The organism is Streptomyces sp. P17 (assembly GCF_032436805.1).
GTDB lineage: Bacteria > Actinomycetota > Actinomycetes > Streptomycetales > Streptomycetaceae > Streptomyces.
In genome coordinates this window covers 38,099-64,966 of record NZ_JAVRBF010000008.1, presented here as the reverse complement: position 1 = coordinate 64,966, position 26,868 = coordinate 38,099, and the positions used below count along the sequence as shown (strand labels likewise).

The window sequence follows — 26,868 nt, the reverse complement described above, 5'->3', positions numbered from 1 at the left end:
CCGGCCTTGTCGGGTGCCGTGCCTTTTCGGCGTCATGGGGGTACTCGGCCAGTCCCCGCAGCAGCCGAGAGGAGCCGAAGGTGACCAGCGCACAGGACAGCAGGATCGTCGTCACCGGCGCCACCGGTAACGTCGGTACGAGTGTGGTGCGGCTCCTCTCGGAGGACCCCGAGGTCGGCTCGGTGCTGGGTCTGGCCCGCAGGATCCCGGATTGGTCGCCGCCGAAGACGGAATGGGAGGCGGTCGACCTGGCGTCCGCGCAGGCCGATCTGGTGAAGCTCTTCGCGGGCGCCACCGCCGTCGTCCATCTGGCCTGGGCGTTCCAGCCCACCCATGATCCGGCGGCGACCTGGCGGACGAACGTGCTGGGTGGCATCCGCGTGTTCGACGCGGTGGCCGAGGCGAGGGTGCCGACGCTGGTCCACGCCTCGTCGGTCGGCGCGTACTCGCCGGGATCGAAGGACCACGCCGTGGACGAGTCGTGGCCCACGCACGGCTGGCCGGACGCCGCCTACTGCCGGGAGAAGGCCTATCTGGAGCGGACGCTGGACACCTTCGACCGGGCCCACCCCCGGGTGCGGGTGGTGCGGATGCGGCCCGCGTTCCTGTTCAAGCGGGAGTCGGCGAGCGAGCAGCGCAGGATCTTCGGCGGACGCTTCCTGCCGGGGCCGCTGGCGCGCCCGGAGCTGTTGCCGTTCCTGCCCGACATCCCCGGTCTGCGGGTGCAGGCGCTGCACACCGACGACGCGGCCGAGGCGTACCGGCTCGCGATCGGCTCGGATGTGCGCGGCGCCTTCAATCTGGCGGCCGAGCCCGCGGTGGACGCGGCCCTGCTGGGCGAGATGTTCGACGCCCGTCCGGTACGGCTGTCGCGCACGGCGGCCCGCTCGGCCATCGCCGCCGCGTGGGGGCTGCATCTGCTGCCGGCCTCGCCGCATCTGTTCGACGCGGTGCTGCGGCTGCCGCTGATGGACTGCACCCGCGCCCGCACGGAGCTGGGCTGGAGCCCGCAGCACTCGGCCTCCGAGGTGCTGCAGGAGTTCCTGCGCGGTCTCCAGCGCGGTGAGGGCGCGGACACGGAGCCGCTGCGGGGCCGCAAGGCGAGCTGAGAGCGGGGCGGCAATCTGCCGCCCCCTGGTCAGGCCGTTGACTCGTCCGGCGCAGGGTGCTCGGGGTTCACGTTCGCGTCCCGCGGTGCTCCCTTGCGGGCCGTCCCGGCCTCGTCGGAGTCGGGGACGTCGTCGTCCTGTTCCTCGTCCTCGGGGGCGGGGTCCACGTCCCAGGGGTCCAGGCCCTCTCCCGCCTGCTGGTCCGGCAGGTCCCGCGGGACGGGCTCGCCGTTCTCCTCGGTCACGGCGTCCTCCTTCCCTCGCGTCGCCAGAGGCCCACGCGAGTACCTCCGGTGGCCCGCGGCGAAACGTCAGCGCGGCGTGCGTTCCTCCAGCGCCGCCCGCCACGCGGGCTGCGGGGCCTCGGGGGCGGGGTCGGCGCGGCGGCCGCCGTGGGTGAAGAAGTCCGCGAGCGGAAGGATGGCGGCTCCGACGGTGACCGCGTCGGGGCCAAGACCGCCGAGGTCGATCGTGACCCGCTCGGCGGGGTGGCGCAGCGCGTACGCGGCCGCGTGCCGGCGTACGTCGGGCAGCAGCGCGGGGCCGAGCCTGAGGCCGGCCCAGCCGCCGATGAGGATCCGCTCGGGCTGGAAGAGGTTGATCAGGTCGGACAGGCCCGCACCGATGTACTCCGCGGTCTCCTCCAGCAGCGGCCGGGCCCCGGGATCGGCGACCAGCGCGGTCAGGGCGCTCTCCTGGCCGGCCCCCTCCGGCGGGCGCCCGCCGCTCTCGCGCCAGCGGTCGAGGAGGGCCTCGGCACCGGCGTAGGCCTCCAGGCAGCCGAGCGCGCCGCACCGGCAGCGGCGCCCCGCGACCCGTACGGTCAGATGCCCGGCTTCGACCGCCCGTCCGTCCTCGGCCTCCGGGGTGACCACACAGGCGCCGACGCCGGAGCCGAAGAGCACGACGATCGCGCTGCCGGCGCCGCGTCCCGCGCCGAACCACATCTCCGCCTGGCCGAGGGTCCGGGCGCCGTTGTCGATGAAGTACGGGACCGCCGCGGGCAGGGCGCAGCGCTCCCGGAGCAGCGACTCCAGCGCCACCGCGTCCCAGCCGACGGTCTGCCCGTGCACCACGGCCCCGCGGTCGGGCGTGTGCTCGACGATGCCCGGGACGCCGATCCCGACGCCGAGCAGCCGCTCCGGGGCGGTGCCCGCGGTGGCGAGCACCTCGGTGAGGGCGTCGCGGATGTGCCCGACGACGACCTCGACCTCGTACCCCTCAGAGCCCAACGGCCGCTCCGCGCGGGCGAGTTCGGTCAGCGCCAGGTCGAACAGCTCGACCCGCACCCGGGTCTCGCCGACATCGACGCCGATCATGTGGCCGCTGCCGGGCGCCACCCTCAGCAGGGTGCGGGGCCGTCCGCCGTCGGAGTCGACGTTGCCGGCCTCCTCCAGCACTCCGTCCGCGAGCAGGTCGGCGACGACATTGCTGACCGAGCCGGAGCTGAGTCCGGTGGCCGGACCGAGCTCGAAGCGGCTGAGGGGGCCGTCGAAGTAGAGGCGCTGGAGGACGATCGAGCGGTTGGCCCGCCGGAGATCACGTACCGTGCGCCTGTTCCGCCCCACCATGTGGCTCCCCCTTCGACACGCCGTCCGACCTGGAAGATACCGGCTCAGCGGCTCAGCTCGGAGATCTCGTCCAGAGCGGCGACGAGCTCGGGCCCGACGGCCTCCCGCGCCCATCGCCGGCGCCCCTCGTCGACGGCGCGCGGGACGGTCTCCGTGAGCATGATCAGGTCGAGGTAGGCGCGGTACAGGGCGAGTCGGAGCCGGGTGGAGGGGTCGAACTCGACCAGACCACCGGCCTCCCGGTACCCGGCGAGGAAGGCCGCGTCCTTCTCGATGTCCCCGAGCAGCGCCAGGGAGACGAAGTCGGCGACCGGGTCGCCCCAGAACATCCGCTCCCCGTCGATGAGACCCCCGATGCGCGGCACGCCGGCCGAGCGGTCCACCAGGATGTTGCCCGGCCACAGGTCGAAGTGGACCAGGCAGGCGACGGTGACCTCGTCGAGCGCGGGGGAGGCGGCCCGGAGCGTGTGGGCCACCTCCTCGACAGGACGGGGCAGCCAGGGCCGGTAGCGGCGGGCGTCGTCGAGGACGGCGTCGAGCATGCCGGTGAAGGCGGTCCGCCAGTCGGCGGCGAGCGGGCCGAGGGCGCCGGACGGGTAACCGAACGCCGAGCCGCTCACCCGGTGCAGCCGGGCCACCTGACGCCCCAACTCTGCGCGCAGTTCCTGCTGTTCGGCATCCGTGAGCGAGCCGTCCCACGGATCTCCGGGGCAGGCCGTCATCAGCAGCTCACCCGAGGTGGTGGCCACGACACGCGGCGCCGGTACGCCGACGGTGGCGGCGGCGCGATAGAACTCCGCCTCGGAGACCAGCAGTTCCCGCTCGTGCCGCAGCCCCGGCACGGTCTCGGCGGGCGGCACCTTCAGCACATAGCGGCTGCCGTCGGCGAGCAGGAGCTCCTCCACGGTGTTGTAGGTGCCGCCGGTCAGCGGGCGGACGCGTGCGAGCTCACCGGCCGGCAGCCCCGCCACGCCCAGAATCCGCCGTGCCCGTTCCCAGGAGTCCGCCACCGCGCCCCCACCCCTCCCCCTCGGCCGGCCGGGCCCGTCGGCCCGCGGCCGGTGCTTGCCGTACAGGGTACGAAAGGCCTCCGCACCCTGGCGTTCGAAATTCACTGGACCCTCCTGGAGAATGGCGCTTAGCCTTAGCCAGAAACCTAGGGCGCCTAGGTTTCCCGCCGCACACTTCAGGAGGCCCCGATGAAAGCACTCACCGAGCCCGAGATCCGCAACTCCTTCATCAACTGCTCCAAGGGTGAGGCCAAGCGGCTCGCCGTACCCCGGGATCTCGATCACCTTCCGTGGGACGACCTGGACTTTCTGGGCTGGCGAGATCCAGGGGCGCCCGACCGCAGCTATCTCGTCACCGAGCGGGACGGGCGGCTCGTCGGGGTCACTCTCCGGTTCCCCTCCTCTCAGCGCGGGTTTCTGCACCGCAGCATGTGCTCGCTGTGTCTGACGACCCATCGGGGCGGCGGCGTCTCGCTGATGACCGCGCGCAAGGCCGGTCCGGCCGGCCGGGAGGGCAACTCGGTCGGCCTGTACATGTGCACCGACCTCGACTGCTCCCTCTACGTCCGCGGCAAGAAGCTCCCGGACTCGGGGGCCCGCTTCGAGGAGAGCCTGACGCCGGCCGAGCAGATCGCGCGGACCGAGGGCAATCTGAAGGCGTTCCTGGACAAGCTGTACGCCTGAGCGGCGGGGCAGCGGCCGGGATCGTGTTCGTTGCTCCGCGAGAGGGGAACAACCCCAAGGATGCAAGACGTACAGGAGTGGCGGGTGTCGCGGCAGCGGCTGATGAAGCGGCGCCGGGACCCCGTGGTCGTACAGGCGCTGCGCTCGTCGGCCGCGGCGACGATCGCGTACGTCCTCGCCCTGCGCCTGAGCCCCGACGACGCGCCGCCGCTCACCGCTCCCCTGACCGCGCTCCTGGTCGTCCAGGTCACCCTCTACGCCACCCTCACCAACGGCATCCGCCGGGTGAACTCGGTGGTCGCGGGCGTCCTGGTGGCCATCGCGTTCAGCCTGCTGGTGGGTCTGACCTGGTGGAGCCTGGCCCTGCTGATCGTGGCCTCGCTGGCCGTGGGCCATCTGGTCCGGGTCGACGAGTATGTCCCCGAGGTGGCGATCAGCGCGATGCTGGTGCTCGGCGTGACCGCCGTCGGCGACTACGCCTGGGCGCGCGTGGTGGAGACGCTGATCGGGGCGGTGGTGGGCCTCGCCATCAATGTGCTGCTGCCGCCGCCGGTGTGGGTGGGCGAGGCGGGCGAGTCCATCGAGGGCCTGGCCCGCCGGGTGCGGCAGTTGATGCTGAGCATGGGCGAGGAGGCCGCGGGCCGCACCCCCGTGGAGCGCGCGGCCGCCCGGCTGCACGAGGCGCGCCGCCTCGACCACGACATCGTCGGGGTGGACGCGGCGCTCCGGCAGGCCGAGGACAGCCTGCGGCTCAATCCGCGGGTCCGCGAGGGCGTGCTGCACCGGGTGGTGCTGCGCACCGGCCTGGACACCCTGGAGATCTGCACCGTCGTCCTGCGGGTGATCGCCCGTACCCTCACCGACCTGGCGAAGGAACGGGATCCCGAACCGCTGTTCGCACCGGAGATCGGCGCCTCGGTGGAGCAGCTGCTGTCCGAGATCGCCGACGCCATGGTGAGCTTCGCGGTGCTGGTCACCGCCCATGTCAGCGAGAACGCCGAGTCCGCGGAGGAGCGGCTCACCACCGAGCTGCGCCATGCCGCGGCGACCCGCGACAAGCTCGCCCAGCTGCTGCTGGAGGAGGTCCAGCGCGACGCCCGCCAGTGGCAGCTGCACGGCGCGGTGCTCACCGAGGTCAACCGCATCCTCGACGAGCTGGACACCGAGCACCGCTCGCGCCGGCTGCTGGAGGAACTCGACCGGGTCTCGCAGGAGCAGCGCGAGCGCATGCCGCGGCTGACGCGGTTCCGGGAGAGCATGCAAGGGGGCAGGAACCGTCTGGCCGCCGTCCGTCGTTCTAGGTGACGAAGTCACAAAAGGGGGCGTGTGCATGAGCGGCGACGGCGTACGGATCGACGGGAACACCCTGCGGCTGCCGGGCGGGGTGGCGGTGCGGTTCGTCCGCACCCTGCGGCTGCCCGAGACGGGGACGCATCCGCTGCCGCCCGGTCTTGGCGAGTTCCCGCTGCGGCGGGTGGCGGACTTCCCGGACACGGTTCCCGAGGCATGGCGGGCACGCGGCGGTGTGATGCTGCCGATGTATCTGCGCGAGGCGATGTGGCTGAGCTTCGCCGGCACCACCGAGCCCGCGGCGCTCCAGGTCGGCGTCGGCAAGGTGTGCGCGGTCTCCGGCAAGCCATGGAGCAACCGGCTGATCCGGGACCCGCAGAACTACGTCGTCCTCCCCCGCCAGCCCTGGCTGGACGGCATCAACTCCGGCCAGGGCACGGTCCGCCAGTTCGTGGCCGTCCCCCTGGGCCTCGGGGCGACCGTCGAGGGCCAGGTGACCGGCGAGGAGGTCTGGGGCGGCGTCCAGCTGCAGTCGTTCCCGCTCGGCCCCGAGGCGCTGGCCCGCTGGCGCGAGCAGGAGCGGCTGCGGGCCGAGCGGACGCGGGCGTTCACCGCGCCCGGGGGTTACGGCGCCGCGATGCCGATGGCGATGGCCGCGCCGGCCGCCCCCGGTGCGGCGCCCAGATCGGCCCCCGCGATGGGCCTGGGCGTCGGCGGCTCCATGCGTCAGGAGGTCTACCGGGACGACCGCCCGGCGACGGACTGGGCCGAGGAGCCGGCCGGCCGGGTCTTCGTCCACCTGGTGACACCCCCGGAGTGGCGCCGTATCACCGGCGAGGAGCCGCCCCCGTCCCCGGTGAACCGCGCGGCCTACACGCGCGCGGGACTGCCCTGGTTCGACTACTACGACGACCAGGCGCAGGATCTCGCCCCCACCGGCACGCTGGAGGCCGTCAAGCCCGTCGGCGACTGGATCGGCGACGACCACGAGCCCTGGCAGCAGCCGTCACCGGGCCAGGTGAAGCCCCTGAAGGACGCGCCGGGCAAGCCGGTGGAGGACGGGGACTGGTAGCCCGCCGGTGTGCGCCGGCCGACACCCGTCGGCCGGCGGCTGCGGCACGCAGGGCAGACCCGGGGGAGACCGACACCGGTAGCGCCCCTCGGTTGCACCGGCCGGGTGGTCCACGCCAGGGTGGCTGTCGCGACGACGGACGACTGAAGGTGTGGACATGGGCAGTGGGGGCGTGAGCAGGCGCCGGTTCGTCGGCGCCCTCGCGGGAACCGCCGCCGCGGTGGCGCTCCCGGCCTGCGACGAGGCCTCGGCACCGGCGAAGGAGACGACGGAGGCCACCCCGAGCGCCTCGCGCGAGGCCGCCAGACCCTCCGGCCCCCACCCGCTGTACCTCGGCACGTACACCTCGGCGGAAGGCGGCGGCAAGGGCATCGGTGTCGCCTCGTACGACTCCGCCACGGGCCGGATCACCGGCGAGGGAACCATCGCGGGCATCGCCGACCCGTCGTATCTCGCGCTGCATCCGAACGGCCGCACGCTGTACGCCGTGAACGAGCGGAAGGACGGTGCCGTGACCGCGGTCCGGCGGTCCGACCGCAGGGTCCTGGGCAGCCGGAGCACGGGCGGGGCGGCCCCGTGCCACCTGTCGGTGCATCCGGGCGGGCGCTTTCTGTTCAGCGCGAACTACGGCACCGGCAGTGTGGCCGTGCACCCCGTCGACACCTCGGGTGCGCTCGGGGAGCGCACCGACCTGGTCACCCACTCCAGTCCGGCGCCGGGCCCGGGCCAGGACGGACCGCACGCCCACCAGATCGTCACGAGCCCCGACGGCGGCCATGTCCTCGCCGTCGACCTGGGCACGGACACGGTGTACACCTACCGCCTCGACGAGTCGAAGGGCACGCTCGCCGAGGTCTCCCGGGCACAGACCCGCCCGGGCGCGGGGCCGCGCCAGCTGACCTTCCATCCCGGCGGCCGGTACGCGTATCTCGCCAACGAGGTCGACAACACCGTCGCCGTCTGCGCCTACGACCCCGGAACCGGCGGTATCACCGTCGGCGACGCGCAGTCCACGGGCACCGGCTCGGGCACCAACTACCCGGCGCAGCTCGTGGTGACGCCGAACGGGCGGTACGCCTTTCTCGCCAACCGGGGCCACAACAGCCTCTCCCGGTATGCGGTGGAGGCGGACGGGGCCCGGCTCAGGCTGCTGGGAACTGTGCCGGTGGCCGGGGACTTCCCGCGCCAGATCGCCCTCGCGCCGGACGGCGGGCCGCTGTTCGCGGCGAACCAGCGGTCGAGCACCGTGAGCGTCTTCCACGTCGACGAGGACAGCGGTGAACTGCGGCTCGCGGGCGAGCCGTTCGCGTCACCCGTCGCCGTCTGTGCGCTGCCGCTGTAGCGCCCGCGGGCAGGACGCGGCGCTCGCCTGTCCGAGCAGCACATGCATGCGCTCGGTGAGCTGGGCGACGTCGTCGGCGGGGCGGTGGAAGGGCAGTCGTACGTCGCCGTGGGCGCGGGTGCGCTCGATGCGCAGCGTCAGTCCGTGCCGGTCGACGGCGAGGGGCTGGACGCGGACCACGCCGTGCAGGCTCTCGGGCTCGACGAGCCGGGTGAGCCGTTCGACCGCGTCGGAGTGGCAGTCGGCGAGGTGGGTCAGCAGCCGGGCCTCGGCCGTGGCCAGCGGGTCGGGCGCGGCGGCGGCGAACTCGTCGAGGTCGACGACGACGGCACCGCTCGGCTCCCGCAGCACCACACGGGTCGCCCGGAAGGCGAGGTGGCCCTCCTCGGCGCCGAACCAGCCGGCGATCCACAGCCGGGCCCGGATACGGTTGCGTACGGGGACGGGCGCGACGTCGGCGAACTCCAGCACCGCGGACGGCTCTCCGCGCGGCGCGCAGATCGCGGCCGTGACCAGGGCGCTGTCCTCGGGCACCTGCAGCAGCACCCGGCCGTCGTCGGCGACGGTGTGCGCGCCGACGAACTCCTCCCGGCTGCCCTCCGCGGTCACCGCGCAGGACCACGCCGTGGCGAGCACCGACCGGGCGCGTTCCGCCGCGGCAGGCGTGGCCGTCCAGTTCTGGCTGTCACCCATTCCCGAACCTCCTTAGGTAAGCCTTGCCTAACCTATCGAAGATCGGGGCGCACGCCAACCACCAGCCGCGATCGTGCGCGGCGTCACGGGACGCGTTCAGGGAGCGATGACACCCAACAGGGCGCGGGCGCACAGGTCGCGCACCTCATCCCGGGTCAACTCCTCCGAGCCCCGCAGCCACTCCAGGCAGACAGCGGTGGTGAACGCCAGCCAGCCCCGCACCGCGAACCGGATGTCGGGGCGCCGCTCGAAGACCGGGCCGAACTCGGGGTCCACCGCCACCGCCGCGAGGATCTGCTTCTCCTGTGCGGCCAGGGCCCGCCGGTAGACCTTGCGCACGGCCCGGTCGCCGGAGGCCTCGGCGCGATGGAAGGCGCGGAAGCCGTGCGCGTGCTCCTCGACGTACGCGAGATATGTGTCGAGGTGCGCGGTGAGCTGTTCACGCACCGGGATGCCGGGCACGGCGGCCGTCATCTTCAGCATGCGCGCGCTCTCGCGGTCCACCACGGCGGCGAAGAAGTCCCGCTTGGTCGGGAAGTAGTGGTACAGCAGCCCGCGCGAGACCCCGGCGATCCCGGCGACCTGCTCGATCCACACCTCGTCGTACGGGCTCTCCGAGAACAGCCGCGCGCCGACGGCGAGGAGTTGCTCCCGGCGCTCCTCGGTGCTGAGCCGACGGCGGGTGCGCTCGCCCTGGTTCGCGCTCATGTCCGCACCTTACTTGACGCCGGTTCAACAACCGGACCAGACTGAAGCGGCACTATTGAACCCACGTACAACAGACTCAACCTGCCGCAGGATCAAGGGAGATCGCGTCATGGCCGAGACGACGAGGTCCGCGCTGCCCAAGGGGTTCCGCAGTGCCGAGCAGGGCTGGCCCGAGCTGCACCGCATCCCGCACCCGCCCCACCGGCTCCCGCTGCTCGGCGACGTCCTGGGCGCGAGCCGGACCAGACCGCTGCAGGACTCCGTGCGGTACGCGCGCCGGCTGGGGCCGATCTTCCGGCGCAAGGCGTTCGGCAAGGAGTTCGTGTTCGTGTGGGGCGCGGACCTCACCGCCGACCTGGCGGACGAGACACGGTTCGCCAAGCACGTCGGCCTCGGCATCGCCAATCTGCGGCCGGTCGTCGGGGACGCGCTGTTCACGGCGTACAACCACGAGCCCAACTGGCAGCTCGCGCACGACGTCCTGGCCCCGGGGTTCAACCGGGAGGCCATGGAGGGCTATCACTCGATGATGCTGGACGTGGCCGGGCGGCTGACCGACCACTGGGACCGGGCGGCCGGGGCCGGCCGGACGGTGGACGTGCCCGGCGACATGACCAAGCTGACCCTGGAGACCATCGCGCGCACCGGTTTCGGCCACGACTTCGGCTCCTTCGAACGGTCCCGGCCGCATCCGTTCGTCACGGCGATGGTCGGCACGCTCGCCCACGCGCAGCGGCTGAACACCGTGCCCGCGCCGTTCCTGCTCCGCAGGTCCGCCCGGCGCAACGAAGCGGACATCGCCTATCTCAACCACACGGTCGACGACCTGGTCCGGGCCCGCCGTACGACGAGCGGGGACGGCGACCTGCTCGACCGGATGCTGGAGACGGCCCACCCGGAGACCGGGGAGCGGCTCTCGGCCGAGAACGTCCGCCGCCAGGTCATCACCTTCCTGGTGGCCGGCCACGAGACGACTTCCGGCGCGCTGTCCTTCGCCCTGTACTACCTCGCCCGGCACCCGGACGTCGCCGCCCGCGCCCGCGCCGAGGTGGACCGCGTCTGGGGCGAGGCGGACCTGCCCGGCTACGAGCAGGTGGCCAAGCTGCGGTACGTACGCCGGGTCCTGGACGAGTCCCTGCGCCTGTGGCCGACCGCGCCCGCCTTCGCGCGGGAGGCCCGCGAGGACACGGTGCTGGCCGGGGAGCATCCGATGCGGCGGGGCGCCTGGGCGCTGGTGCTCACCCCGATGCTGCACCGGGACCCGGAGGTCTGGGGCGCCGACGCCGAGCGCTTCGACCCGGACCGCTTCGAGCCGAAGGCGGTACGGTCCCGCCCTCCGCACACCTTCAAGCCATGGGGCACCGGGGCACGGGCCTGCATCGGCCGCCAGTTCGCCCTGCACGAGGCCACGCTCGTCCTCGGCCTGCTGCTACGCCGCTACGCGCTCCTGACGGACCCCGCCTACCGACTGCGCGTGACGGAGCGGCTGACGCTGATGCCGGAGGGGCTGCGCATGGGGCTGGAGCGCCGCGCTGCTGCCGAGGTCGGCTCGCAGCAGCGGTGCCCCGTGGGCGAGGCTGGGGACTGACTCGCGCTGCGCAGCGCCGGGCCGGATCGGCGAGCGGCGTCGGAGCGAGGGGCTCGGCGCGGCAGCGTCGGAGCGACGCCACTCGCCACGCCGGCGTGAATGGCGCGGCCCCCGCGCCGCCCGCACCCTGCTCCACCGGATCGCCCACCAACGCGCGCCACCCAATCCGTGGACCGCGCCACCGAACCCGGCAGCCTGCTCCCCCACGCCGCCCCCGACCTGCTCCACCGGATCGCCCACCAACGCGCGCCACCCAATCCGTGGACCGCGCCACCGAACCCGGCAGCCTGCTCCCCCACGCCGCCCCCGACCTGCTCCACCGGATCGCCCTCAGGCGCGCGCCGCCCAATGTGTGGGCCGCGCCAGCGATCCCGGCAGCCTGGTCTTCTCGCTCCCCCGGGCCGCGTTCAGCTGCGGCTGGGTCAGGAAGAAGGCGTCCGTCAGGTCCGTGTCCGTGAGGTCGGCGTCGCGCAGGTCGGCGCCCAGGAGGTCCGCGCCGCGCAGGTCCGCGCCCGTCAGGTCGGCGGCGATCAGATACGCGCCGCGAAGGCTGATGCCTCGCAGGTCGGCGCCCTTGAGGCGGGCGCCCATCAGGTCGGCGCCCCTTCTGTCCTTCCGGCGGCCGCGCAGACCCGCCCGCGTCAGCTCGCTGGCCTGCATCAGGACCGCACCCACCTCCTGCCGGTGCGCGCCCACGTCCAGCCGGGCCAGCTCCTGCGGGCTTCCCGCGGCAAGCTCCTCGGTCTTCTTCAGGAGCCGGCGCAGATCGGCGTGGACAGGCCGGGCCGCGGGCAGGGTGAGGGCCTCGGTGAGGTACCAGAGGAGTTCGTGCAGCTGACGGACGACCGGGAACACGTCGAACATGCGCCGGGCGTCCTCGGCGGATCCGGTACGCCAGTCCTGGCCGCCGAAGGTGACCTGCGAGACCCGCTGTCCGGCGCCGAAGCAGTCGTAGACGGTGCAGCCCGTGAAGCCCCGCTGCCGCAGCCGCGCGTGGATGCCGCAGCGGTGATCGTCCTGGAGGTTGCGGCAGGGCGTCCCGGCCCGCTTGTCGACCGCGAAGTCGGCGGACGCGGCGAAGGGCAGGGCGACGCAGCACAGCCCGAAGCAGTTCGCGCAGTCGCCGCGCAGGTCGGCCGGGTCGAGGGTGAGGACTCGCATACCGACCAGCCTACGGGCGACCGTCCGCCGCTCAGCCCCCCAGGTCAGGCAGGTCCAGCCGGGCCAGCCGCTCGGGGTCGGCCAGGATGTACATACCGGTGATACGGCCGTCGGCGATGGTGAGCCCGGTGATCGACAGCAGCTGTCCGTCGGGCGCGTTGAGCATGCCGAGCTCGCCGTTGACCAGGACGAACTGGTCAGCCAGCCGCCGAGGTTGCGGACGTCCTCGGTGTCGCTGCGGCTCAGTTTCAGCCAGGCCTCCTGGACGGCGTCCTCCGCCTCGGCGAGCGAGCCGAGCATGCGGTAGGCCACGGCGTTCAGATGGTCGCGGTGCTCCTCGAACCGCTCGGCCAGTATCAGCCCCTCGGTCGTCATCGGCCGAACACCTCGAACGGGTGTCGATGCCGGCCGCGCCCCGGGACGCCAGGACGTAGGCGATCTCCCGGCCCCGGTCGGTCCACGCGGCGACGGCCGCCGAGCACCCGTACTCCAGGTCGTCGGGGTGTGCCACGACGGCGAGGGCGCGCTGCCAGTCCTCGGGCATGGGCCGGAGCTGCGTGATCAACTGATCGGTCATGCCCGCAGATCAGCCCCGCTGTCACACCTCGTCGCGCGCCAGCGCCAGCAGACGGTCCAGTACCCGGGGGCCGCCGGCGCGCACTCCGTCGTGCTCGAACTCGTCGGTGACCCAGGTGCGCAGACCACGGATGGCGCGGGCGGTCCGCAGGGAGTGGGCGGTGTCGACGTACATGTCGTCGTGGTAGACGGCCGCGGCGACCGGGACCTCGTTGGCGGCGAGCCGGTCGGGGTCGTACAGGGGCAGCCAGCCCCGGTTGCGGGCCAGGTCCTCCGCGGTCTCGCGCAACGGGCGCAGGGCGGGGTCGTTGTCGAACATCCAGGGGTGCACGGACTCGCCGGTGAACAGCAGCGGACCGTCCCCGGCCAGGGTCTTGGCGGCGTCGAACTGCGGGAACTCGCCGCGCACCCGTTCCGCGGCCCAGTCCGTGCCGCCCGGGTCCTGGCCGTAGATCGCCTCGTGCAGCAGCGCGTACAGGGGATGGCCCGCATACGACAGCAGCCCCTGGACCTCCTCCTGGAAGGAGTCCGCGAGGGCGGTGCCCCGCGGGGTGCGGACGAAGGCGTCCTCCAGGAGGAAGTGCAGCCGGTGGCTGCCGTCCCCGCGGCCGAGGAGGATGCCCAGGGACTGGAAGGCCTCGACGGTGAACCGGTAGCCGTTCGGCAGGACGACGTCGTGCTGCAGCAGGTGCTCGGCGATCCGCCGGGCCCGCTCGACGTCCTGCGGGTAACGGGCGTAGTGGGCGGCGACCTTGCGTTCGATGCGCGGGTAGGCGGCCCGGTAGACGTCGTCGGCGGTCGCGTCGAGGGACGGCAGTCCGCCGGTGATGAGGGCGGAGCTCAGGCCCTCGGGCGCGCGGGACAGATAGGTGACGGTGCAGAAGCCGCCGAAGCTCTGGCCGAGGACGGTCCAGGGTGCGCCGCCGGTGACCTGGCGTCGGATGGCCTCGCAGTCGCGGACGATGGAGTCGGCGCGGAAGTGCGCGAGGTAGCCGGCCTGTTCGGCGGGGCCGCCGCGCAGCGGGAGCGTCTGGCGGTTGGCCGGGGTGGAGGCACCGGTGCCGCGCTGGTCCAGGAGCAGCACCCGGTACTCCGTCAGCGCCCGCTTCAGCCAGGCTTCCCGGCCGACGAACCGGTTCGCCCCGAAGCCGGGTCCGCCCTGGAGGTAGAGCAGCCACGGCAGGTTCTGCCCGGCCTTGTCACCGGCGACGACCTCGCGGGCGTAGAGCTCGATGGTCTCCCCCGCCGGGTCGTCGTGGTCGAGGGGCACGGTGAAGCGGCGGTCGGTGAGGACGACGCCGGGCTGGCGGTAGGTCGCGGTCAACAGGGCTCCCGGGACGGACGGATGGTCGGGCGCGTCCCAGTTCAGCACATGTCCGTCCGATATCCGATCCCCGGGATCATGAAATCGTACTGAACGCCGGATCAGCGGGCGGACAGGCTGGAGCGCCGCACCACCAGCTCGGGCTGGAGCACCACGCGCCGGTGCTCGTGGCCGCGCGCGCCGCCCTCGCCCTCGGTCTCCTCCAGCAGCAGGTCCGCGGCGAGGGCGCCCATGGTGACGGCGGGCTGGCGGACCGAGGTGAGGGGGACGGCCGCGGCGGCGGCGAACTCGATGTCGTCGTAGCCGACGATGGCGAGGTCGTCGGGGACGCTGACGCCGGCCGCGTACATCGCCTGCAGGACGCCGAGGGCGAGCAGGTCGTTGGCGCAGAAGACGGCGGTGGGTCGGTCGGCGAGGCCGAGCAGGCGGGCCCCGGCGTCCCGGCCCGCGGCGACGTCGAGCCGCTCGCTGGGCAGTTCGCGCATCACCTCGGGGCCGAGACCCGCCTCGGCGAGCGCGGACAGCGCACCGGTGCGGCGGTCGCGGACCTGGTTGAGGCTGGGCGGTCCGCTGACGTAGGCGATGGAGCGGTGCCCGGCGTCGACGAGGTGGCGTACGGCCAGCGCGCCGCCCGCGACGTCGTCGACGGAGACCGAGCACTCGGTGGTGCCCTCGGCGACCCGGTCGACGAGGACGAAGGGGATGTTGTGCCGCCGGAACGTCTCGATGTTGCGCCCGGTGGCGTCGGCGGGGGTGAGCAGCACTCCGCGCACCCGCTGCTCGGCGAAGAGGGAGAGGTACTCGGCCTCCTCGGACGCGTTCTGCGCGCTGTTGCAGACCATCACGCCGAGTCCGGCCTCGCGCGCGGCCCGCTCGGCGCCGCGCGCGACGTCCACGAAGAAGGGGTTGCCCATGTCGAGGACGAGCAGCCCCATGATCCGGCTGCGGCCCGCGCGCAGCTGGCGCGCGGACTCGCTGCGGACGTAGCCCAGCCGGTCGATCGCCGACAGCACCCGGGCCCGGGTCTCGGTGGCGACCGAGTCCGGACGGTTGATGACGTTCGAGACCGTGCCGACGGAGACTCCGGCGGCGCGGGCGACGTCCTTGATACCCACCGACTGGGCCATCAGGCAGGAACCTCCGGGTGAACGAGGGGCGGCGGGCGGGCCTTCACATTACCGTCATGCCGCCCTTGGACGGCATCGGTCAGACAGGGAGCCGGAAGTCGACGACACGGAGCGCGGAGGGTGTCGTACCGCTGGACTTCACCTGGTACATCACCGACAGGACGTCATCCTGCGCGATCCGCGTCTCGTCGATGACGACCTCGCCGAAGGCGTTCAGCCCGGCCCCGTCGTACAGCAGCGTCCAGTCGGTGTACCCGGACGCCCTGGAGGCGCCGGCGATCCGGCCGAACGGGAGGATCGCGTACGCGTTGTCGTACTTGTCCAGGACCAGTTTGGTGCGCTGGCTGGAACTGAGGGGGACCGGGATCTCGGTCTTCTGCCAGGTGCCCGAGGCGTTCTTGCGGACGTGGAAGGCGCGTCCGTTGGCGGTGCGGTCGGCGACGTAGTTCGTCGTGCACTGGCCGAAGCGGCCGGGGACATAGCTGATGATCGCGTGCGGCAGGCCGGCGGAGTCGGTGAACTGGCTCTCCTGGTTCATCAGGGAGTGGTCCGGGTTCAGCGGGTCCACGACGAGCCCGGCGTCGGTGACGGCGACCTTGTCGGAGCCGCCGGTGGTGCCGACGACCGTGCCGGCGTTGTTGCGCCAGGTGCGGCCGCGGTCGTCGGAGTAGACGTAGCCGGTGTCGTGGTTGGTGATGCCGCCGCCGTTGCACATCACGGCGTTGTTCTGCTCGCGCCAGGTGAAGAAGGAGTGCAGCCGGCCGTCCCGGTCGTAGTCGATGCCGTGCAGGTACATGTTGCGGGCGGTCGAGGAGCCGCGCTCGCTGGTGTACGTGCCCGTCGAGCTGGTCCACTCCCCGAGCGCGGTCCACTTGGTGCCGTCGTACTCGGCGAGGGCGTTGCGGCCGTTGCCGGAGACGGCGACCCGGTAGCTGAGCTGGAGGCGGCCCTCGGGGGTGGCGATGAACTGGGGGTAGGTGAACTGGCTGGTCAGCGTGAGGCCGTCCAGCGTGGACTGGGGTGCGCCGAAGCGGTCGGCGGTCCAGGAGAGACCGGCCGGGTTGTCCATCAGGCCGGCCACCGACTTGACGTAGGTGAAGCCGTCGCTGTGCGAGTCCATGTTCAGGTGCAGGCGGCCGTCGATGCGGGAGACGCCCATGGAGATCACGTTGTGCGAGTCGTTGTACCGGAGCGTGTGGCCGACCTTGACGGTGGACCAGGTGCTCGCGCCGAGCGCGCGCCGGCCGACGACGGCGTTGCGGTCGGCGGTGTACCAGACGGCGTACTGGTAGCCCTTGTAGGTCAACAGGCCGTTCTTCTGGAACGAGTTGTTGTTGACCAGGCCGTCGTAGGAGACGAAGAAGATGGCCTGGGTGTCGAGCGTGGTGGTACCGGTCAGGGTGACGGAGGGGCCGGGGTCGGCGGCCCGCGCCGTGCCCGGGGTGGCCACCGCGGCCAGCAGCGCGGTGGTCAGCACAGTGCGTCTTCTCATGAAAGCAACTCCGGCTCAGGCTAGATGGAAGACTTCGGTGAGGGGTTTCATCGCTTCGTCGGGTCGGGCGCCGTCCAGCGACTCGAAGAACGGCGCCATCTCCGCCTGCCAGCGGGCGTTGACCTCGGTGGCCTCCATGCCGGCCTGGGCGGCGGCGAAGTCCTCGGTCTCCAAGTAGCCGACCAGCAGGCCGTCTTCACGCAGGAAGAGCGAGTAGTTGTGCCAGCCGGTGGCCGAGAGCGCGTCGAGCATCTCCGGCCATACGGCGGCGTGCCGCTCGCGGTACTCGTCGAGGCGGTCCGCCCGGACCTTCAGCAGAAAGCACACACGTTGCATCAACAGCCCCCTGGTGATCAGAAGTTGAACTGGTCGATGTTGTCCTTGTTGAACACGGTCGGCTTGCCGAGGCTGATCACGCCGTCCTTGCCGATCGTGTACTCGCCCATGTCACCGGCGGTGAAGGTCTCGCCCTCCTTGCCGGTGATCTGCCCGGACACCAGCGCGACGGCGGTACGGGCGGCCAGCTCGCCGAGCTTCGCCGGGTCCCACAGCTCGAAGGCGTCGACGGTGCCGTTCTTGACGTACTTGCGCATGTCGTTCGGCGTGCCGAGGCCGGTCAGCTTGACCTTGCCCTTGTACTTCGAGCCGGACAGGTACTGGGCGGCGGCCTTGATGCCGACGGTCGTCGGGGAGATGATCCCCTTCAGGTTCGGGTACTCCTGGAGCAGGCCCTGGGTCTGCTGGAAGGACGCCTGGGCGTCGTCGTTGCCGTAGGCGACCTTGACCAGCTTCATGTCCTTGTACTTGGGATCCTTGAGCTCGTCCTTCATGAACTCGATCCAGGTGTTCTGGTTGGTCGCGGTCTGTGCGGCGGACAGGATCGCGATCTCGCCCTTGTAGCCGATCTGTTCGGCGAGCAGCTGCACCTCGGTGCGGCCGAGGTCCTCGGCGGAGGCCTGCGAGACGAAGGCGTTGCGGCAGTCGGCCTTGGTGTCGGAGTCGTAGGTGACGACCTTGATGTCGTTCTTCATGGCCTGCTTGAGCGCGGTGCACAGGGCGCCGGGGTCCTGCGCCGAGACGGCCATGGCGTCGACCTGCTGCTGGGTGAGCGTGTTGACGTAACTGACCTGCCCGGCGGTGTCGGTGGCGCTGGACGGGCCGACCTCCTTGTAGCTGGACCCGAGCTCCTTGAGGGCCGCCTCGCCGCCCTTGTCGGCGGAGGTGAAGTAGGGGTTGTTGACCTGCTTGGGCAGGAAGCCGACGGTCAGCCCCTTCTTGAGTTCGGCGTTGGGGTCGGCCTTGCCGGCGGTGGCGGCGGAGGCGTCCTCGTTGGCGACATCGTCCTTGGTGGTGCCGCCACAGGCGGTGAGGGCCAGGGCGAGGGAGGTGGCGGCGGCGAGTGCCGCGCAGGAACGACGGAGGGATGACTTGCGCATGACGGCTCTTCCTTACGGGAGGCTGGGGTGAGCGGAGGGTTTACGAGGTGGGGGTGGGGGCCTTGGACGCCGGCGCCGGGGCTGCTGCCCTGCGTCCGGCGCGGGCGACGGCGATCTGCCGTGCGACCCGGGGGCCGAGCACGGAGAGCACGAGCAGCACACCGGTGACGAGGATCTGCGACTGGGCGGAGACGTCCTGGAGGCTCATCACGTTCTGGAGCGCGCCGAGCAGGAAGACACCGGCGATCGCGCCGCCGAGCGTTCCCTTGCCCCCGTCGAAGTCGATGCCGCCGAGCAGCACCGCCGCGACGACGGAGAGTTCGAGTCCCGTGGCGTTGTCGTAGCGGGCGCTGGCGAAGTGCAGGGCCCAGAAGATGCCGGTGAGGGAGGCCATCAGGCCGGTCAGCGTGAACAGGATCAGCTTCTGGCGCTTGACGCGGATGCCGGCGAATCGCGCGGCCTCCTCGCTGGCGCCGATCGCGAACAGCGACCGCCCGAACGGGGTGGCGTGCAGGGCGACCACCGCGATGGCCAGCAGTACCAGGAAGGGCAGGAAGGCGGACGGGATGAAGGTGTCGCCGATCCGTCCGGAAGCGAACTCCAGGTACGGGGTGGGGAAGTCGGTCACCGCGTCGGAGCCGAGCACGATCTGTGCGATGCCCCGGTAGGCGGCGAGGGTGCCGATGGTGACGGCGAGGGACGGCAGTCCCAGCTTGGTCACCAGCAGACCGTTGATCAGTCCGCACACCACACCGAGCAGCAGACAGATCGGAATGATCGCTTCGATCGTCATGCCCTGGTTCCACAGGACGCCCATCACGGCGCCCGAGAGACCGGCGGTGGAGGCGACCGAAAGATCGATCTCGCCCGAGACGACCAACAGCGTCATCGGCAGGGCGATCAACGCGATCGGAAGGGTGTTCCCGATCAGGAACGACAGATTGAGCGAGTTTCCGAAACCGTCGACGAATCCGAAGGACAGCAGGAGCACGACGATCAGAAGGGCGCCCACCACCGTGTCCCAGCGGACCGCGCGCGTCAGGGAGTCAGGCATGGCGGGCGTTCCTCTTCTTCAGGGCCGAGGCCACGCGCAGCGCGACGACCCGGTCGACCGCGATGGCGAGGATGAGCAGGATGCCGTTGATGGCGAGCACCCACACCGAGCTGACGCCGAGGGCGGGCAGCACGCTGTTGATGGAGGTCAGCAGCATCGCGCCGAGGGCGGCGCCGTAGACGCTGCCGGAGCCGCCGGTGAAGACGACACCGCCGACCACGACCGCGCTGACGACGGTGAGCTCGTAGCCGTTGCCGGTACCGGAGTCGACGTTGCCGAACCGGGCGAGGTACATCGCGCCGGCGAGGCCGGCCAGCGCCCCGCAGAAGGTGTACGCGGCGAGGATCCGCTTGCGGACCGGGATGCCGGCGAGGCGGGCGGCCTCCGGATTGGAGCCGAGCGCGTACAGCTCGCGCCCGCTGCCGTAGTGCTTGAGGTAGTACGCGGTGGCCACCAGCACCGCCAGCGCGATCATCGCCGGCCAGGGCACCGCGGAGATGCCGCCGGAGCCGAAGTCGACGAAGCCGTCCGGGAGGTCGGCCGCGGTGATCTGCCGGGAGCCGACCCAGATCGAGTCGATGCCGCGGATGATGTACAGCGTGCCGAGCGTGACGACGAGCGCGGGCACCTGGCCGAGGCTGACCAGCAGGCCGTTGAGCAGGCCGAAGCCGATACCCATCAGGACCGCGAGAACCACGGCCACGACGGGGTTGCCGCCGCCCTGGAGATACGTACCGGCGGCGAAGGCGCTGATGCCGAGCGTCGAGCCGACCGACAGGTCGACATTGCGGGTGATGACGACCAGGGACTGGCCGACGGCGACCAGCACCAGGATGGTCGCGTTGAGCAGCAGGTCCTTGATGCCCTGTTCGGTGAGGAACTCGCTGTTGCCCGCCTGGGTGACGGCGATCATCACCAGGAAGACGAGCAGGATGGCCAGTTCGCGCATCTTGAAGACGCGGTCGACGAGCCGGGTGCCACTGGACTTGGGCACCTCAGCGACGGGGGCTTGCTGAGGGGTGGTCACCGTCATGCGGCGGCCCTCCCCGTGGCTGCGGCCATCACGGTTTCCTCGGTGGCTTCGGAGCGTGCGATCTCGGCGGTGAGCCGGCCCTCGTGCATCACCAGCACGCGGTCGGCCATGCCGAGGATCTCGGGCAGGTCGGAGGAGATCATCAGGACGGCGACCCCGTCGGCGGCGAGCTGGGAGAGCAGCCGGTGGACCTCGGCCTTGGTGCCGACGTCGATGCCACGGGTCGGCTCGTCGACGATGAGCACCTTGGGGCCGGTGGCGAGCCACTTGGCGAGGACGACCTTCTGCTGGTTGCCGCCGGAGAGGGTGTTCACGGTGTCGGCGATCCGGGCGTACTTGACCTGGAGCTTGACGGCCCAGTCGAGGGAACGGCTGCGCTCGGCGCCGCGGTCCATCAGCCCGGCCTTCACGGTCGTACGCAGCCCGGTGAGCCCGATATTGCGCTCGATGGACATGTCCATCACCAGGCCCTGGGCGCGCCGGTCCTCGGGGACGAGGGCGAGCCCGGAGGCCATGGCGGTGGAGGGGGCGCCGTTGACCAGGGCCTTGCCTCCCACGGACACCTCGCCGGCGTCCCAGCGGTCGATGCCGAACACGGCCCGCGCGACCTCGGTGCGGCCCGCGCCGACCAGCCCGGCGAGGCCGACGATCTCACCGCGCCGCACGTCGAAGGAGACGTCGGTGAAGACGCCCTCGCGGGTGAGGCGGCGGACGCTGAGGGCGACCTCGCCCGGTTCGACGTCCTGCTTGGGGTAGAGCTCGTCGAGGTCGCGGCCGACCATGCGGCGGACCAGGTCGTCCTCGGTCATGCCGTCGATCGGCTCGCCGGCGATCCAGGCGCCGTCGCGCAGGGTGGTGACCCGCTGGCAGATCTGGAAGATCTCCTCCAGCCGGTGTGAGATGAAGAGCACGGCGGCGCCCTGTTCGCGCAGGGTGCGCACGACGCCGAAGAGACGGGCGACCTCGCTGCCGGTGAGGGCGGCGGTCGGCTCGTCCATGATCAGGACCCGGGCGTCGAAGGAGAGCGCCTTGGCGATCTCGACGATCTGCTGGTCGGCGATGGACAGACCGCGCGCCGGGCGGTCGGGATCGAGTTCGACGCCGAGGCGCTCCATGAGAGCCAGGGTGGCGGCGTGGGTGGCCTTGTGGTCGATCCGGCCGAGCGCGCGGCGGGGCCGGCGGCCCATGAAGATGTTCTCGGCGATCGACAGGTCCGGGAAGAGGGTCGGCTCCTGGTAGATCACGGCGATGCCGGCGTCCCGGGCGTCGCCGGGGCCGTGGAAGACGGTGGGCGCGCCGTCGAGCAGCACGTGGCCGGCGTCCGGCCGGTGCACTCCGGCGAGCGTTTTGATGAGGGTCGACTTGCCCGCGCCGTTCTCTCCGGCGAGGGCGTGCACCTCCCCGGGGAACAGCTCCAGGGAGACGTCCCGCAGGGCGCGGACCGCGCCGAAGGACTTCGAAACGTCCCTCAGCGCAAGAACCGGGGCCGGACCCGTGGTGGACGGGTGGGTCATGGGGGCTCCTCGACGACGTCGGCGGGACGGCCCTCGCGACGTCGTGAAAGGTTTCAACTTGGTTGCCGGGACGTTAGGCACGCCGCCCATGTCACGTCAATGGGTCCGTATCGAAAAAGTTTCGATGAACGAAGGTCACGGCGGGGTCACGAGCAACAGCCTTGAGCTTGGGGCTTGACACCCCTTCGGGGGGCTCATAGCTTCCCGTCTTGAATCGTTTCACAGTGATGCGTTTCTGAAGACTTTCCGCCCCGACGTCACAGGAGCCCTAAGTGACCGACCTCGCAGCGGTGAAGGCCGCGCTCAAGACCCAGGCCGTCGAGACGCCGTCGTGGGCGTACGGGAACTCGGGGACCCGGTTCAAGGTGTTCGCCCAGCAGGGGGTGCCGCGGACACCGCAGGAGAAACTTCAGGACGCGGCGCAAGTGCACGCGTTCACGGGGGTGGCGCCGACGGTGGCTCTGCACATCCCGTGGGACAAGGTCGAGGACTACGCGGCTCTCGCCAGGTTCGCCGAGGAGCGGGGGGTGAAGCTGGGTGCGATCAACTCCAACACCTTCCAGGACGACGACTACAAGCTCGGCAGCATCTGCCATCCCGAGGCGGAAGTGCGCCGTAAGGCCGTCGATCATCTGCTGGAGTGCGTCGACATCATGGACGCGACCGGCTCCGCCGATCTGAAGCTGTGGTTCGCCGACGGGACGAACTATCCCGGGCAGGACGACATCCGTGCACGGCAGGACCGGCTGGCCGAGGGGCTGGCCGAGGTGTACGAGCGGCTCGGGGACGGGCAGCGGATGCTGCTGGAGTACAAGTTCTTCGAGCCGGCCTTCTACACGACGGACGTTCCGGACTGGGGGACGGCGTACGCGCACTGCCTCAAGCTCGGGCCGAAGGCCCAGGTTGTCGTCGACACCGGACACCATGCGCCTGGTACCAACATCGAGTTCATCGTCGCCACGCTGCTGCGGGAGGGGAAGCTCGGTGGATTCGACTTCAACTCGCGGTTCTACGCCGACGACGATCTGATGGTCGGGGCCGCCGATCCCTTCCAGTTGTTCCGGATCATGTACGAGGTGGTCCGGGGTGGGGGGTTCACCTCCGAGGTCGCGTTCATGCTCGATCAGTGTCACAACATCGAGGCGAAGATTCCGGCGATCATCCGGTCGGTGATGAATGTGCAGGAGGCGACGGCGAAGGCGCTCCTGGTGGATCGCGTCTCTCTTGCCGAGGCGCAGGCTTCCGGGGACGTGCTCGGAGCGAATGCCGTGGTCATGGACGCGTACAACACCGATGTGCGGCCGCTTCTTCGTGAGGTGCGGGAGGAGATGGGGTTGGACCCCGAGCCCCTTGCCGCGTACGCGCGGTCCGGGTGGGCCGAGAAGATCGTTGCTGAGCGGGTTGGAGGGGAGCAGGCCGGTTGGGGCGCGTGAGCGTCTGCCCGGTTCTGTTCGTCGCGGGGTGCGGGTTGTGTGTGGCTGATCGCGCAGTTCCCCGCGCCCCCAGGGAAGTGCACTCGCCCTTTCTCAAGAAGTAAGGAATGTTCCATGGCCATCCATCCCGAAGCCGCCGCTCTCCTCTCCCGTTCGCATCGGCTCGGCTCCGACCCCCGTAACACCAACTACGCCGGCGGCAACGCCTCCGCCAAGGGAACCGACATCGATCCCGTCACGGGGGGTGACGTGGAGCTGATGTGGGTCAAGGGGTCCGGTGGGGATCTGGGGACGCTCACCGAGGGCGGGCTGGCCGTGTTGCGGCTGGATCGGATGCGGGCGCTCGTCGATGTGTATCCGGGCGTCGAGCGCGAGGACGAGATGGTCGCCGCCTTTGACTACTGTCTGCACGGCAAGGGGGGCGCCGCGCCCTCCATCGACACCGCCATGCACGGGCTCGTCGAGGCCGCTCATGTCGATCATCTGCATCCGGATTCCGGAATCGCGCTCGCCTGTTCCGCCGACGGGGAGAAGCTGACCGCCGAGTGCTTCGGCGACACCGTGGTGTGGCTGCCCTGGCGGCGGCCCGGGTTCCAGCTCGGACTCGACATCGCCGCCGTGAAGGCCGCCAATCCGCAGGCCATAGGGTGTGTGCTCGGTGGGCACGGGATCACCGCCTGGGGTGAGACCTCCGAGGAGTGCGAGCGGAACTCGCTGCACATCATCCGGACCGCCGAGGCGTTCCTGGAGGAGAAGGGGAGAACGGAGCCCTTCGGGCCCGTCATCGAGGGGTACGAGGCTCTCGGCGCCGGCGAGCGCGGGGAGCGGGCCGCGGCTCTCGCGCCGTACATCCGTGCCGTCGCGTCTCAGGACAAGCCTCAGGTGGGGCACTTCACCGACTCCGAGGTCGTCCTCGACTTCCTCGCCCGCGCCGCGCACCCCCGGCTCGCGGCGCTCGGCACCTCCTGCCCTGACCACTTCCTGCGCACCAAGGTCCGGCCGCTCGTCCTCGACCTGCCGCCGAGTGCCCCGCTGGAGGAGGCCATCGCGCGGCTGGAGGAACTGCACACCGCCTACCGCGAGGAGTACGCCGCCTATTACCAGCGGCACGCCGTGGCCGACTCCCCCGCGATGCGCGGCGCGGATCCGGCGATCGTGCTCGTTCCCGGTGTCGGTATGTTCTCCTTCGGCAAGGACAAGCAGACGGCCCGGGTCGCCGGTGAGTTCTACGTCAACGCCATCAATGTGATGCGTGGCGCCGAGGCGGTGTCGTCGTACGCGCCGATCGAGGAGTCCGAGAAGTTCCGCATCGAGTACTGGGCGCTTGAAGAGGCCAAGCTTCAGCGGATGCCGAAGCCCAAGCCGCTCGCGACCCGGGTCGCGCTGGTGACCGGGGCCGGCAGCGGGATCGGGAAGGCCATCGCGCATCGGCTGGTCGCCGAGGGCGCGTGTGTCGTCGTCGCCGATCTCAACGGTGAGAACGCCGCCGCCGTCGCCGAGGAACTCGGAGGGCCGGACAAGGCCGTCGCCGTGACCGTCGACGTCACCTCCGAGGAGCAGATCGCCGACGCCTTCAAGGCCGCCGCGCTCGCCTTCGGCGGTGTCGACCTGGTGGTGAACAACGCCGGGATCTCCATCTCCAAGCCACTGCTGGAGACTTCGGCCAAGGACTGGGACCTGCAGCACGACATCATGGCCCGCGGGTCCTTCCTGGTGTCGAGGGAGGCGGCCCGCGTGATGATCGCGCAGCAGCTCGGCGGCGACATCGTCTACATCGCCTCCAAGAACGCCGTCTTCGCCGGTCCCAACAACATCGCCTACTCCGCCACCAAGGCCGACCAGGCCCACCAGGTCCGGCTGCTCGCCGCCGAGTTGGGTGAGCACGGCATCCGCGTCAACGGCGTCAACCCGGACGGCGTGGTGCGCGGCTCGGGGATCTTCGCCGGTGGGTGGGGTGCCCAGCGGGCCGCCGTGTACGGGGTCGAGGAGGAGAAGCTGGGTGAGTTCTACGCCCAGCGCACCCTCCTCAAGCGGGAGGTCCTGCCGGAGCATGTCGCCAATGCCGTCTTCGCCCTCACCGGCGGGGACCTGACGCACACCACGGGACTGCACGTCCCGGTCGACGCCGGCGTCGCGGCCGCCTTCCTGCGGTGAGCGGGTCCGTGAAGTCGTACGCCGCGGTCGACCTCGGCGCGTCCAGCGGACGTGTCATGGTCGGCCGCGTCGGCCCCGACAGCCTGGAGCTGACCGAGGCACACCGGTTCGCGAACCGGCCGGTGCGGGTGCCGGAGGGGCTGCGATGGGACGTCCTCGGGCTCTACGCGGGCGTACTGGAAGGGCTCAGGACAGTCGGGCAGGTCGATTCCGTCGGCATCGACAGCTGGGCCGTGGACTACGGCCTGCTGGACGCGGACGGGACGCTGCTCGGCAATCCCGTGCACTACCGCGACTCCCGTACGGAAGGGGTCGCGGAGAAGGTGTGGGCGACCGTGCCCGCCGAGGAGCTGTACGCGGCCACCGGACTCCAGTACGCGCCCTTCAACACCCTGTACCAGCTAGTGGCCGATCATCTCGCCGGTGCGCAGCGCCTGTTGCTCATCCCCGATCTGCTGACGTACTGGCTCACCGGCGAGCAGGGCACCGAGCTCACCAACGCCTCCACCACCCAGCTCATCGATCCCCGCACCCGCGACTGGTCGTACGACATCGCCGCCCGGCTCGGCATCGACCTGGATCTGTTCGCCCCGCTGCGGCAGCCCGGTGACCCGGCCGGGTTCCTGCGGCCCGAGGTGCTGGAGGAGACGGGGCTGGCCGGGCCGGTGCCGGTCACCGCGGTCGGTTCGCACGACACCGCCTCCGCCGTGGCCGCAGTCCCGGCCGCCACCGGTGAGCGGTTCGCGTACATCTGCACCGGGACCTGGTCGCTGGCCGGTCTGGAGCTGGAGGCTCCGGTGCTGACCGAGGAGAGCCGGGCCGCCAACTTCACCAACGAGCTGGGGCTCGACGGCACGGTCCGGTACCTGCGCAACATCATGGGCCTGTGGCTGCTCCAGGAGTGCCTGCGCGCCTGGGGCGAGCCGGATCTGGGCGGGCTGCTGCTCCAGGCGGCCAAGGCGCCGGCACTGCGGTCGGTGGTGGACGCGGGCGGCGCGGCGTTCCTCGCGCCGGGCCGGATGCCGGAGCGGATCGCCGAGGCCTGCCGGGACTCCGGTCAGCCGGTGCCCGAGTCGCCCGCCGAGATCACGCGCTGCATCCTCGACTCGCTCGCCCTGGCCCACCGCAGGGCCGTCGCCGACGCCCAGCGGCTGGCCGACCGGCCCGTCGATGTCGTGTACGTCGTCGGGGGCGGCACCCGTAACGCCCTGCTCTGCCAGCTCACCGCCGACGCCTGCGGGCTGCCGGTGGTGGCGGGTCCGACGGAGGCGGCGGCCCTCGGCAACGTCCTGGTCCAGGCCCGGCCGCACGGACTGGTGCGGGACCTCGCGGACGGGCGGCAACTGCTCACCCGTACCCAGCCGTTGACCCGGTACGAGCCACGGGGCGACGCCGCCCGGTGGCGCGAGGCGGAGGCCCGGCTCGCCCACGGGTGAGCGGGTCTCCCCCGGGCCGCGACCCCGCACTACCCTGCACTCATCCGATGATCGACGACAA

The 26,868-nt window shown here is 71.5% G+C and carries 23 protein-coding genes and 2 pseudogenes; 9 read left to right on the top strand and 16 right to left on the bottom strand.

Going from position 1 to position 26,868, the window contains the following annotated elements:
- Window positions 1–80 precede the first annotated feature (80 nt).
- Window positions 81–1,109: an SDR family oxidoreductase gene (locus RMT89_RS07110; protein WP_315883060.1), complete on the top strand. Its 1,029-nt coding sequence runs from the start codon at window positions 81–83 to the stop codon at window positions 1,107–1,109.
- Window positions 1,110–1,138: 29 nt separating this feature from the next.
- On the opposite strand, the gene RMT89_RS07105 is transcribed toward RMT89_RS07110, so the two are convergent.
- The 3 genes from RMT89_RS07105 to RMT89_RS07095 all read right to left on the bottom strand — a co-directional run bounded on the left by RMT89_RS07105 (window position 1,139) and on the right by RMT89_RS07095 (window position 3,690).
- Entirely contained in the window at window positions 1,139–1,354 is a 216-nt protein-coding gene (locus tag RMT89_RS07105) for a hypothetical protein (protein ID WP_315883059.1), read from the bottom strand.
- A 66-nt stretch (window positions 1,355–1,420) separates the two neighbouring features.
- The gene (locus tag RMT89_RS07100) at window positions 1,421–2,680 is read right to left on the bottom strand and encodes an ROK family protein (RefSeq protein ID WP_315883058.1); all 1,260 of its coding nucleotides are present in this window, start codon (window positions 2,678–2,680) and stop codon (window positions 1,421–1,423) included.
- 44 nt (window positions 2,681–2,724) lie between these two features.
- The gene (locus tag RMT89_RS07095; protein ID WP_315883150.1) at window positions 2,725–3,690 is read right to left on the bottom strand and encodes an aminoglycoside phosphotransferase family protein; all 966 of its coding nucleotides are present in this window, start codon (window positions 3,688–3,690) and stop codon (window positions 2,725–2,727) included.
- A gap of 189 nt (window positions 3,691–3,879) precedes the next feature.
- On the opposite strand from RMT89_RS07095, the gene RMT89_RS07090 reads away from it, so the two are divergent.
- From RMT89_RS07090 to RMT89_RS07075, 4 genes are all read left to right on the top strand, one after another.
- On the top strand, window positions 3,880–4,374 hold the full coding sequence (locus RMT89_RS07090) for an FBP domain-containing protein (protein ID WP_315883057.1): 495 nt from the start codon (window positions 3,880–3,882) through the stop codon (window positions 4,372–4,374).
- Between the two features lie 60 nt (window positions 4,375–4,434).
- A complete protein-coding gene (locus tag RMT89_RS07085) occupies window positions 4,435–5,679 on the top strand; it encodes an FUSC family protein (RefSeq protein ID WP_315883056.1) in 1,245 nt (414 codons plus the stop codon).
- Between the two features lie 25 nt (window positions 5,680–5,704).
- Entirely contained in the window at window positions 5,705–6,736 is a 1,032-nt protein-coding gene (locus RMT89_RS07080) for a hypothetical protein (protein ID WP_315883055.1), read from the top strand.
- Window positions 6,737–6,893: 157 nt separating this feature from the next.
- Window positions 6,894–8,078, top strand: coding sequence for a lactonase family protein (locus RMT89_RS07075; protein ID WP_315883054.1), 1,185 nt, complete (start codon window positions 6,894–6,896; stop codon window positions 8,076–8,078).
- Here the strand turns inward: RMT89_RS07075 and RMT89_RS07070 are convergent.
- Both RMT89_RS07070 and RMT89_RS07065 read right to left on the bottom strand, forming a co-directional pair.
- Window positions 8,046–8,771 (bottom strand): DUF2470 domain-containing protein, encoded by a 726-nt coding sequence (locus RMT89_RS07070; RefSeq protein ID WP_315883053.1) that lies wholly within the window; start codon window positions 8,769–8,771, stop codon window positions 8,046–8,048. The two genes, RMT89_RS07075 and RMT89_RS07070, sit on opposite strands and share 33 nt — an antisense overlap.
- A 96-nt stretch (window positions 8,772–8,867) precedes the next feature.
- The gene (locus RMT89_RS07065; RefSeq protein ID WP_315883052.1) at window positions 8,868–9,479 is read right to left on the bottom strand and encodes a TetR/AcrR family transcriptional regulator; all 612 of its coding nucleotides are present in this window, start codon (window positions 9,477–9,479) and stop codon (window positions 8,868–8,870) included.
- A gap of 109 nt (window positions 9,480–9,588) precedes the next feature.
- Between RMT89_RS07065 and RMT89_RS07060 the strand changes: the two genes are divergently transcribed.
- Window positions 9,589–11,067 carry a cytochrome P450 gene (locus RMT89_RS07060; protein WP_315883051.1) on the top strand — a complete coding sequence of 493 codons (1,479 nt, stop codon included), beginning with the start codon at window positions 9,589–9,591 and terminating at the stop codon, window positions 11,065–11,067.
- Window positions 11,068–11,397: 330 nt separating this feature from the next.
- On the opposite strand, the gene RMT89_RS07055 is transcribed toward RMT89_RS07060, so the two are convergent.
- The 11 genes and pseudogenes from RMT89_RS07055 to RMT89_RS07010 all read right to left on the bottom strand — a co-directional run bounded on the left by RMT89_RS07055 (window position 11,398) and on the right by RMT89_RS07010 (window position 21,784).
- Window positions 11,398–12,228 carry a pentapeptide repeat-containing protein gene (locus RMT89_RS07055; protein ID WP_315883050.1) on the bottom strand — a complete coding sequence of 277 codons (831 nt, stop codon included), beginning with the start codon at window positions 12,226–12,228 and terminating at the stop codon, window positions 11,398–11,400.
- Window positions 12,229–12,465: 237 nt separating this feature from the next.
- A pseudogene (locus RMT89_RS45885) lies at window positions 12,466–12,528 on the bottom strand (hypothetical protein); the annotation flags it as partial.
- A 34-nt stretch (window positions 12,529–12,562) separates the two neighbouring features.
- Window positions 12,563–12,805, bottom strand: a pseudogene (locus RMT89_RS07050) (PIG-L deacetylase family protein); the annotation flags it as partial.
- Window positions 12,806–12,826: 21 nt separating this feature from the next.
- Window positions 12,827–14,128 carry an alpha/beta fold hydrolase gene (locus tag RMT89_RS07045; RefSeq protein ID WP_315883049.1) on the bottom strand — a complete coding sequence of 434 codons (1,302 nt, stop codon included), beginning with the start codon at window positions 14,126–14,128 and terminating at the stop codon, window positions 12,827–12,829.
- Window positions 14,129–14,229: 101 nt separating this feature from the next.
- Window positions 14,230–15,255 carry a LacI family DNA-binding transcriptional regulator gene (locus RMT89_RS07040; RefSeq protein ID WP_315883048.1) on the bottom strand — a complete coding sequence of 342 codons (1,026 nt, stop codon included), beginning with the start codon at window positions 15,253–15,255 and terminating at the stop codon, window positions 14,230–14,232.
- A gap of 79 nt (window positions 15,256–15,334) precedes the next feature.
- The gene (locus tag RMT89_RS07035; RefSeq protein ID WP_315883047.1) at window positions 15,335–16,747 is read right to left on the bottom strand and encodes a BNR repeat-containing protein; all 1,413 of its coding nucleotides are present in this window, start codon (window positions 16,745–16,747) and stop codon (window positions 15,335–15,337) included.
- A 15-nt stretch (window positions 16,748–16,762) separates the two neighbouring features.
- Window positions 16,763–17,083, bottom strand: coding sequence for an L-rhamnose mutarotase (locus RMT89_RS07030; protein WP_201047760.1), 321 nt, complete (start codon window positions 17,081–17,083; stop codon window positions 16,763–16,765).
- Window positions 17,084–17,100: 17 nt separating this feature from the next.
- Window positions 17,101–18,183 carry a rhamnose ABC transporter substrate-binding protein gene (gene rhaS, locus RMT89_RS07025; protein WP_315883046.1) on the bottom strand — a complete coding sequence of 361 codons (1,083 nt, stop codon included), beginning with the start codon at window positions 18,181–18,183 and terminating at the stop codon, window positions 17,101–17,103.
- Between the two features lie 40 nt (window positions 18,184–18,223).
- Window positions 18,224–19,237, bottom strand: a complete 1,014-nt coding sequence (locus RMT89_RS07020; protein WP_315883045.1) for an ABC transporter permease — start codon at window positions 19,235–19,237, stop codon at window positions 18,224–18,226.
- Window positions 19,230–20,270 carry an ABC transporter permease gene (locus tag RMT89_RS07015; protein WP_315883044.1) on the bottom strand — a complete coding sequence of 347 codons (1,041 nt, stop codon included), beginning with the start codon at window positions 20,268–20,270 and terminating at the stop codon, window positions 19,230–19,232. Before RMT89_RS07015 ends, RMT89_RS07020 begins: the two co-directional genes overlap by 8 nt.
- The gene (locus RMT89_RS07010) at window positions 20,267–21,784 is read right to left on the bottom strand and encodes a sugar ABC transporter ATP-binding protein (protein WP_315883043.1); all 1,518 of its coding nucleotides are present in this window, start codon (window positions 21,782–21,784) and stop codon (window positions 20,267–20,269) included. Before RMT89_RS07010 ends, RMT89_RS07015 begins: the two co-directional genes overlap by 4 nt.
- Before the next feature lie 272 nt (window positions 21,785–22,056).
- On the opposite strand from RMT89_RS07010, the gene rhaI reads away from it, so the two are divergent.
- The 3 genes from rhaI to RMT89_RS06995 all read left to right on the top strand — a co-directional run bounded on the left by rhaI (window position 22,057) and on the right by RMT89_RS06995 (window position 26,807).
- Window positions 22,057–23,217, top strand: coding sequence for an L-rhamnose isomerase (rhaI, locus tag RMT89_RS07005; protein WP_315883042.1), 1,161 nt, complete (start codon window positions 22,057–22,059; stop codon window positions 23,215–23,217).
- A gap of 114 nt (window positions 23,218–23,331) precedes the next feature.
- On the top strand, window positions 23,332–25,371 hold the full coding sequence (locus RMT89_RS07000; protein WP_315883041.1) for a bifunctional aldolase/short-chain dehydrogenase: 2,040 nt from the start codon (window positions 23,332–23,334) through the stop codon (window positions 25,369–25,371).
- 8 nt (window positions 25,372–25,379) lie between these two features.
- Window positions 25,380–26,807 (top strand): rhamnulokinase family protein, encoded by a 1,428-nt coding sequence (locus RMT89_RS06995; RefSeq protein ID WP_315883149.1) that lies wholly within the window; start codon window positions 25,380–25,382, stop codon window positions 26,805–26,807.
- Window positions 26,808–26,868 lie beyond the last annotated feature (61 nt).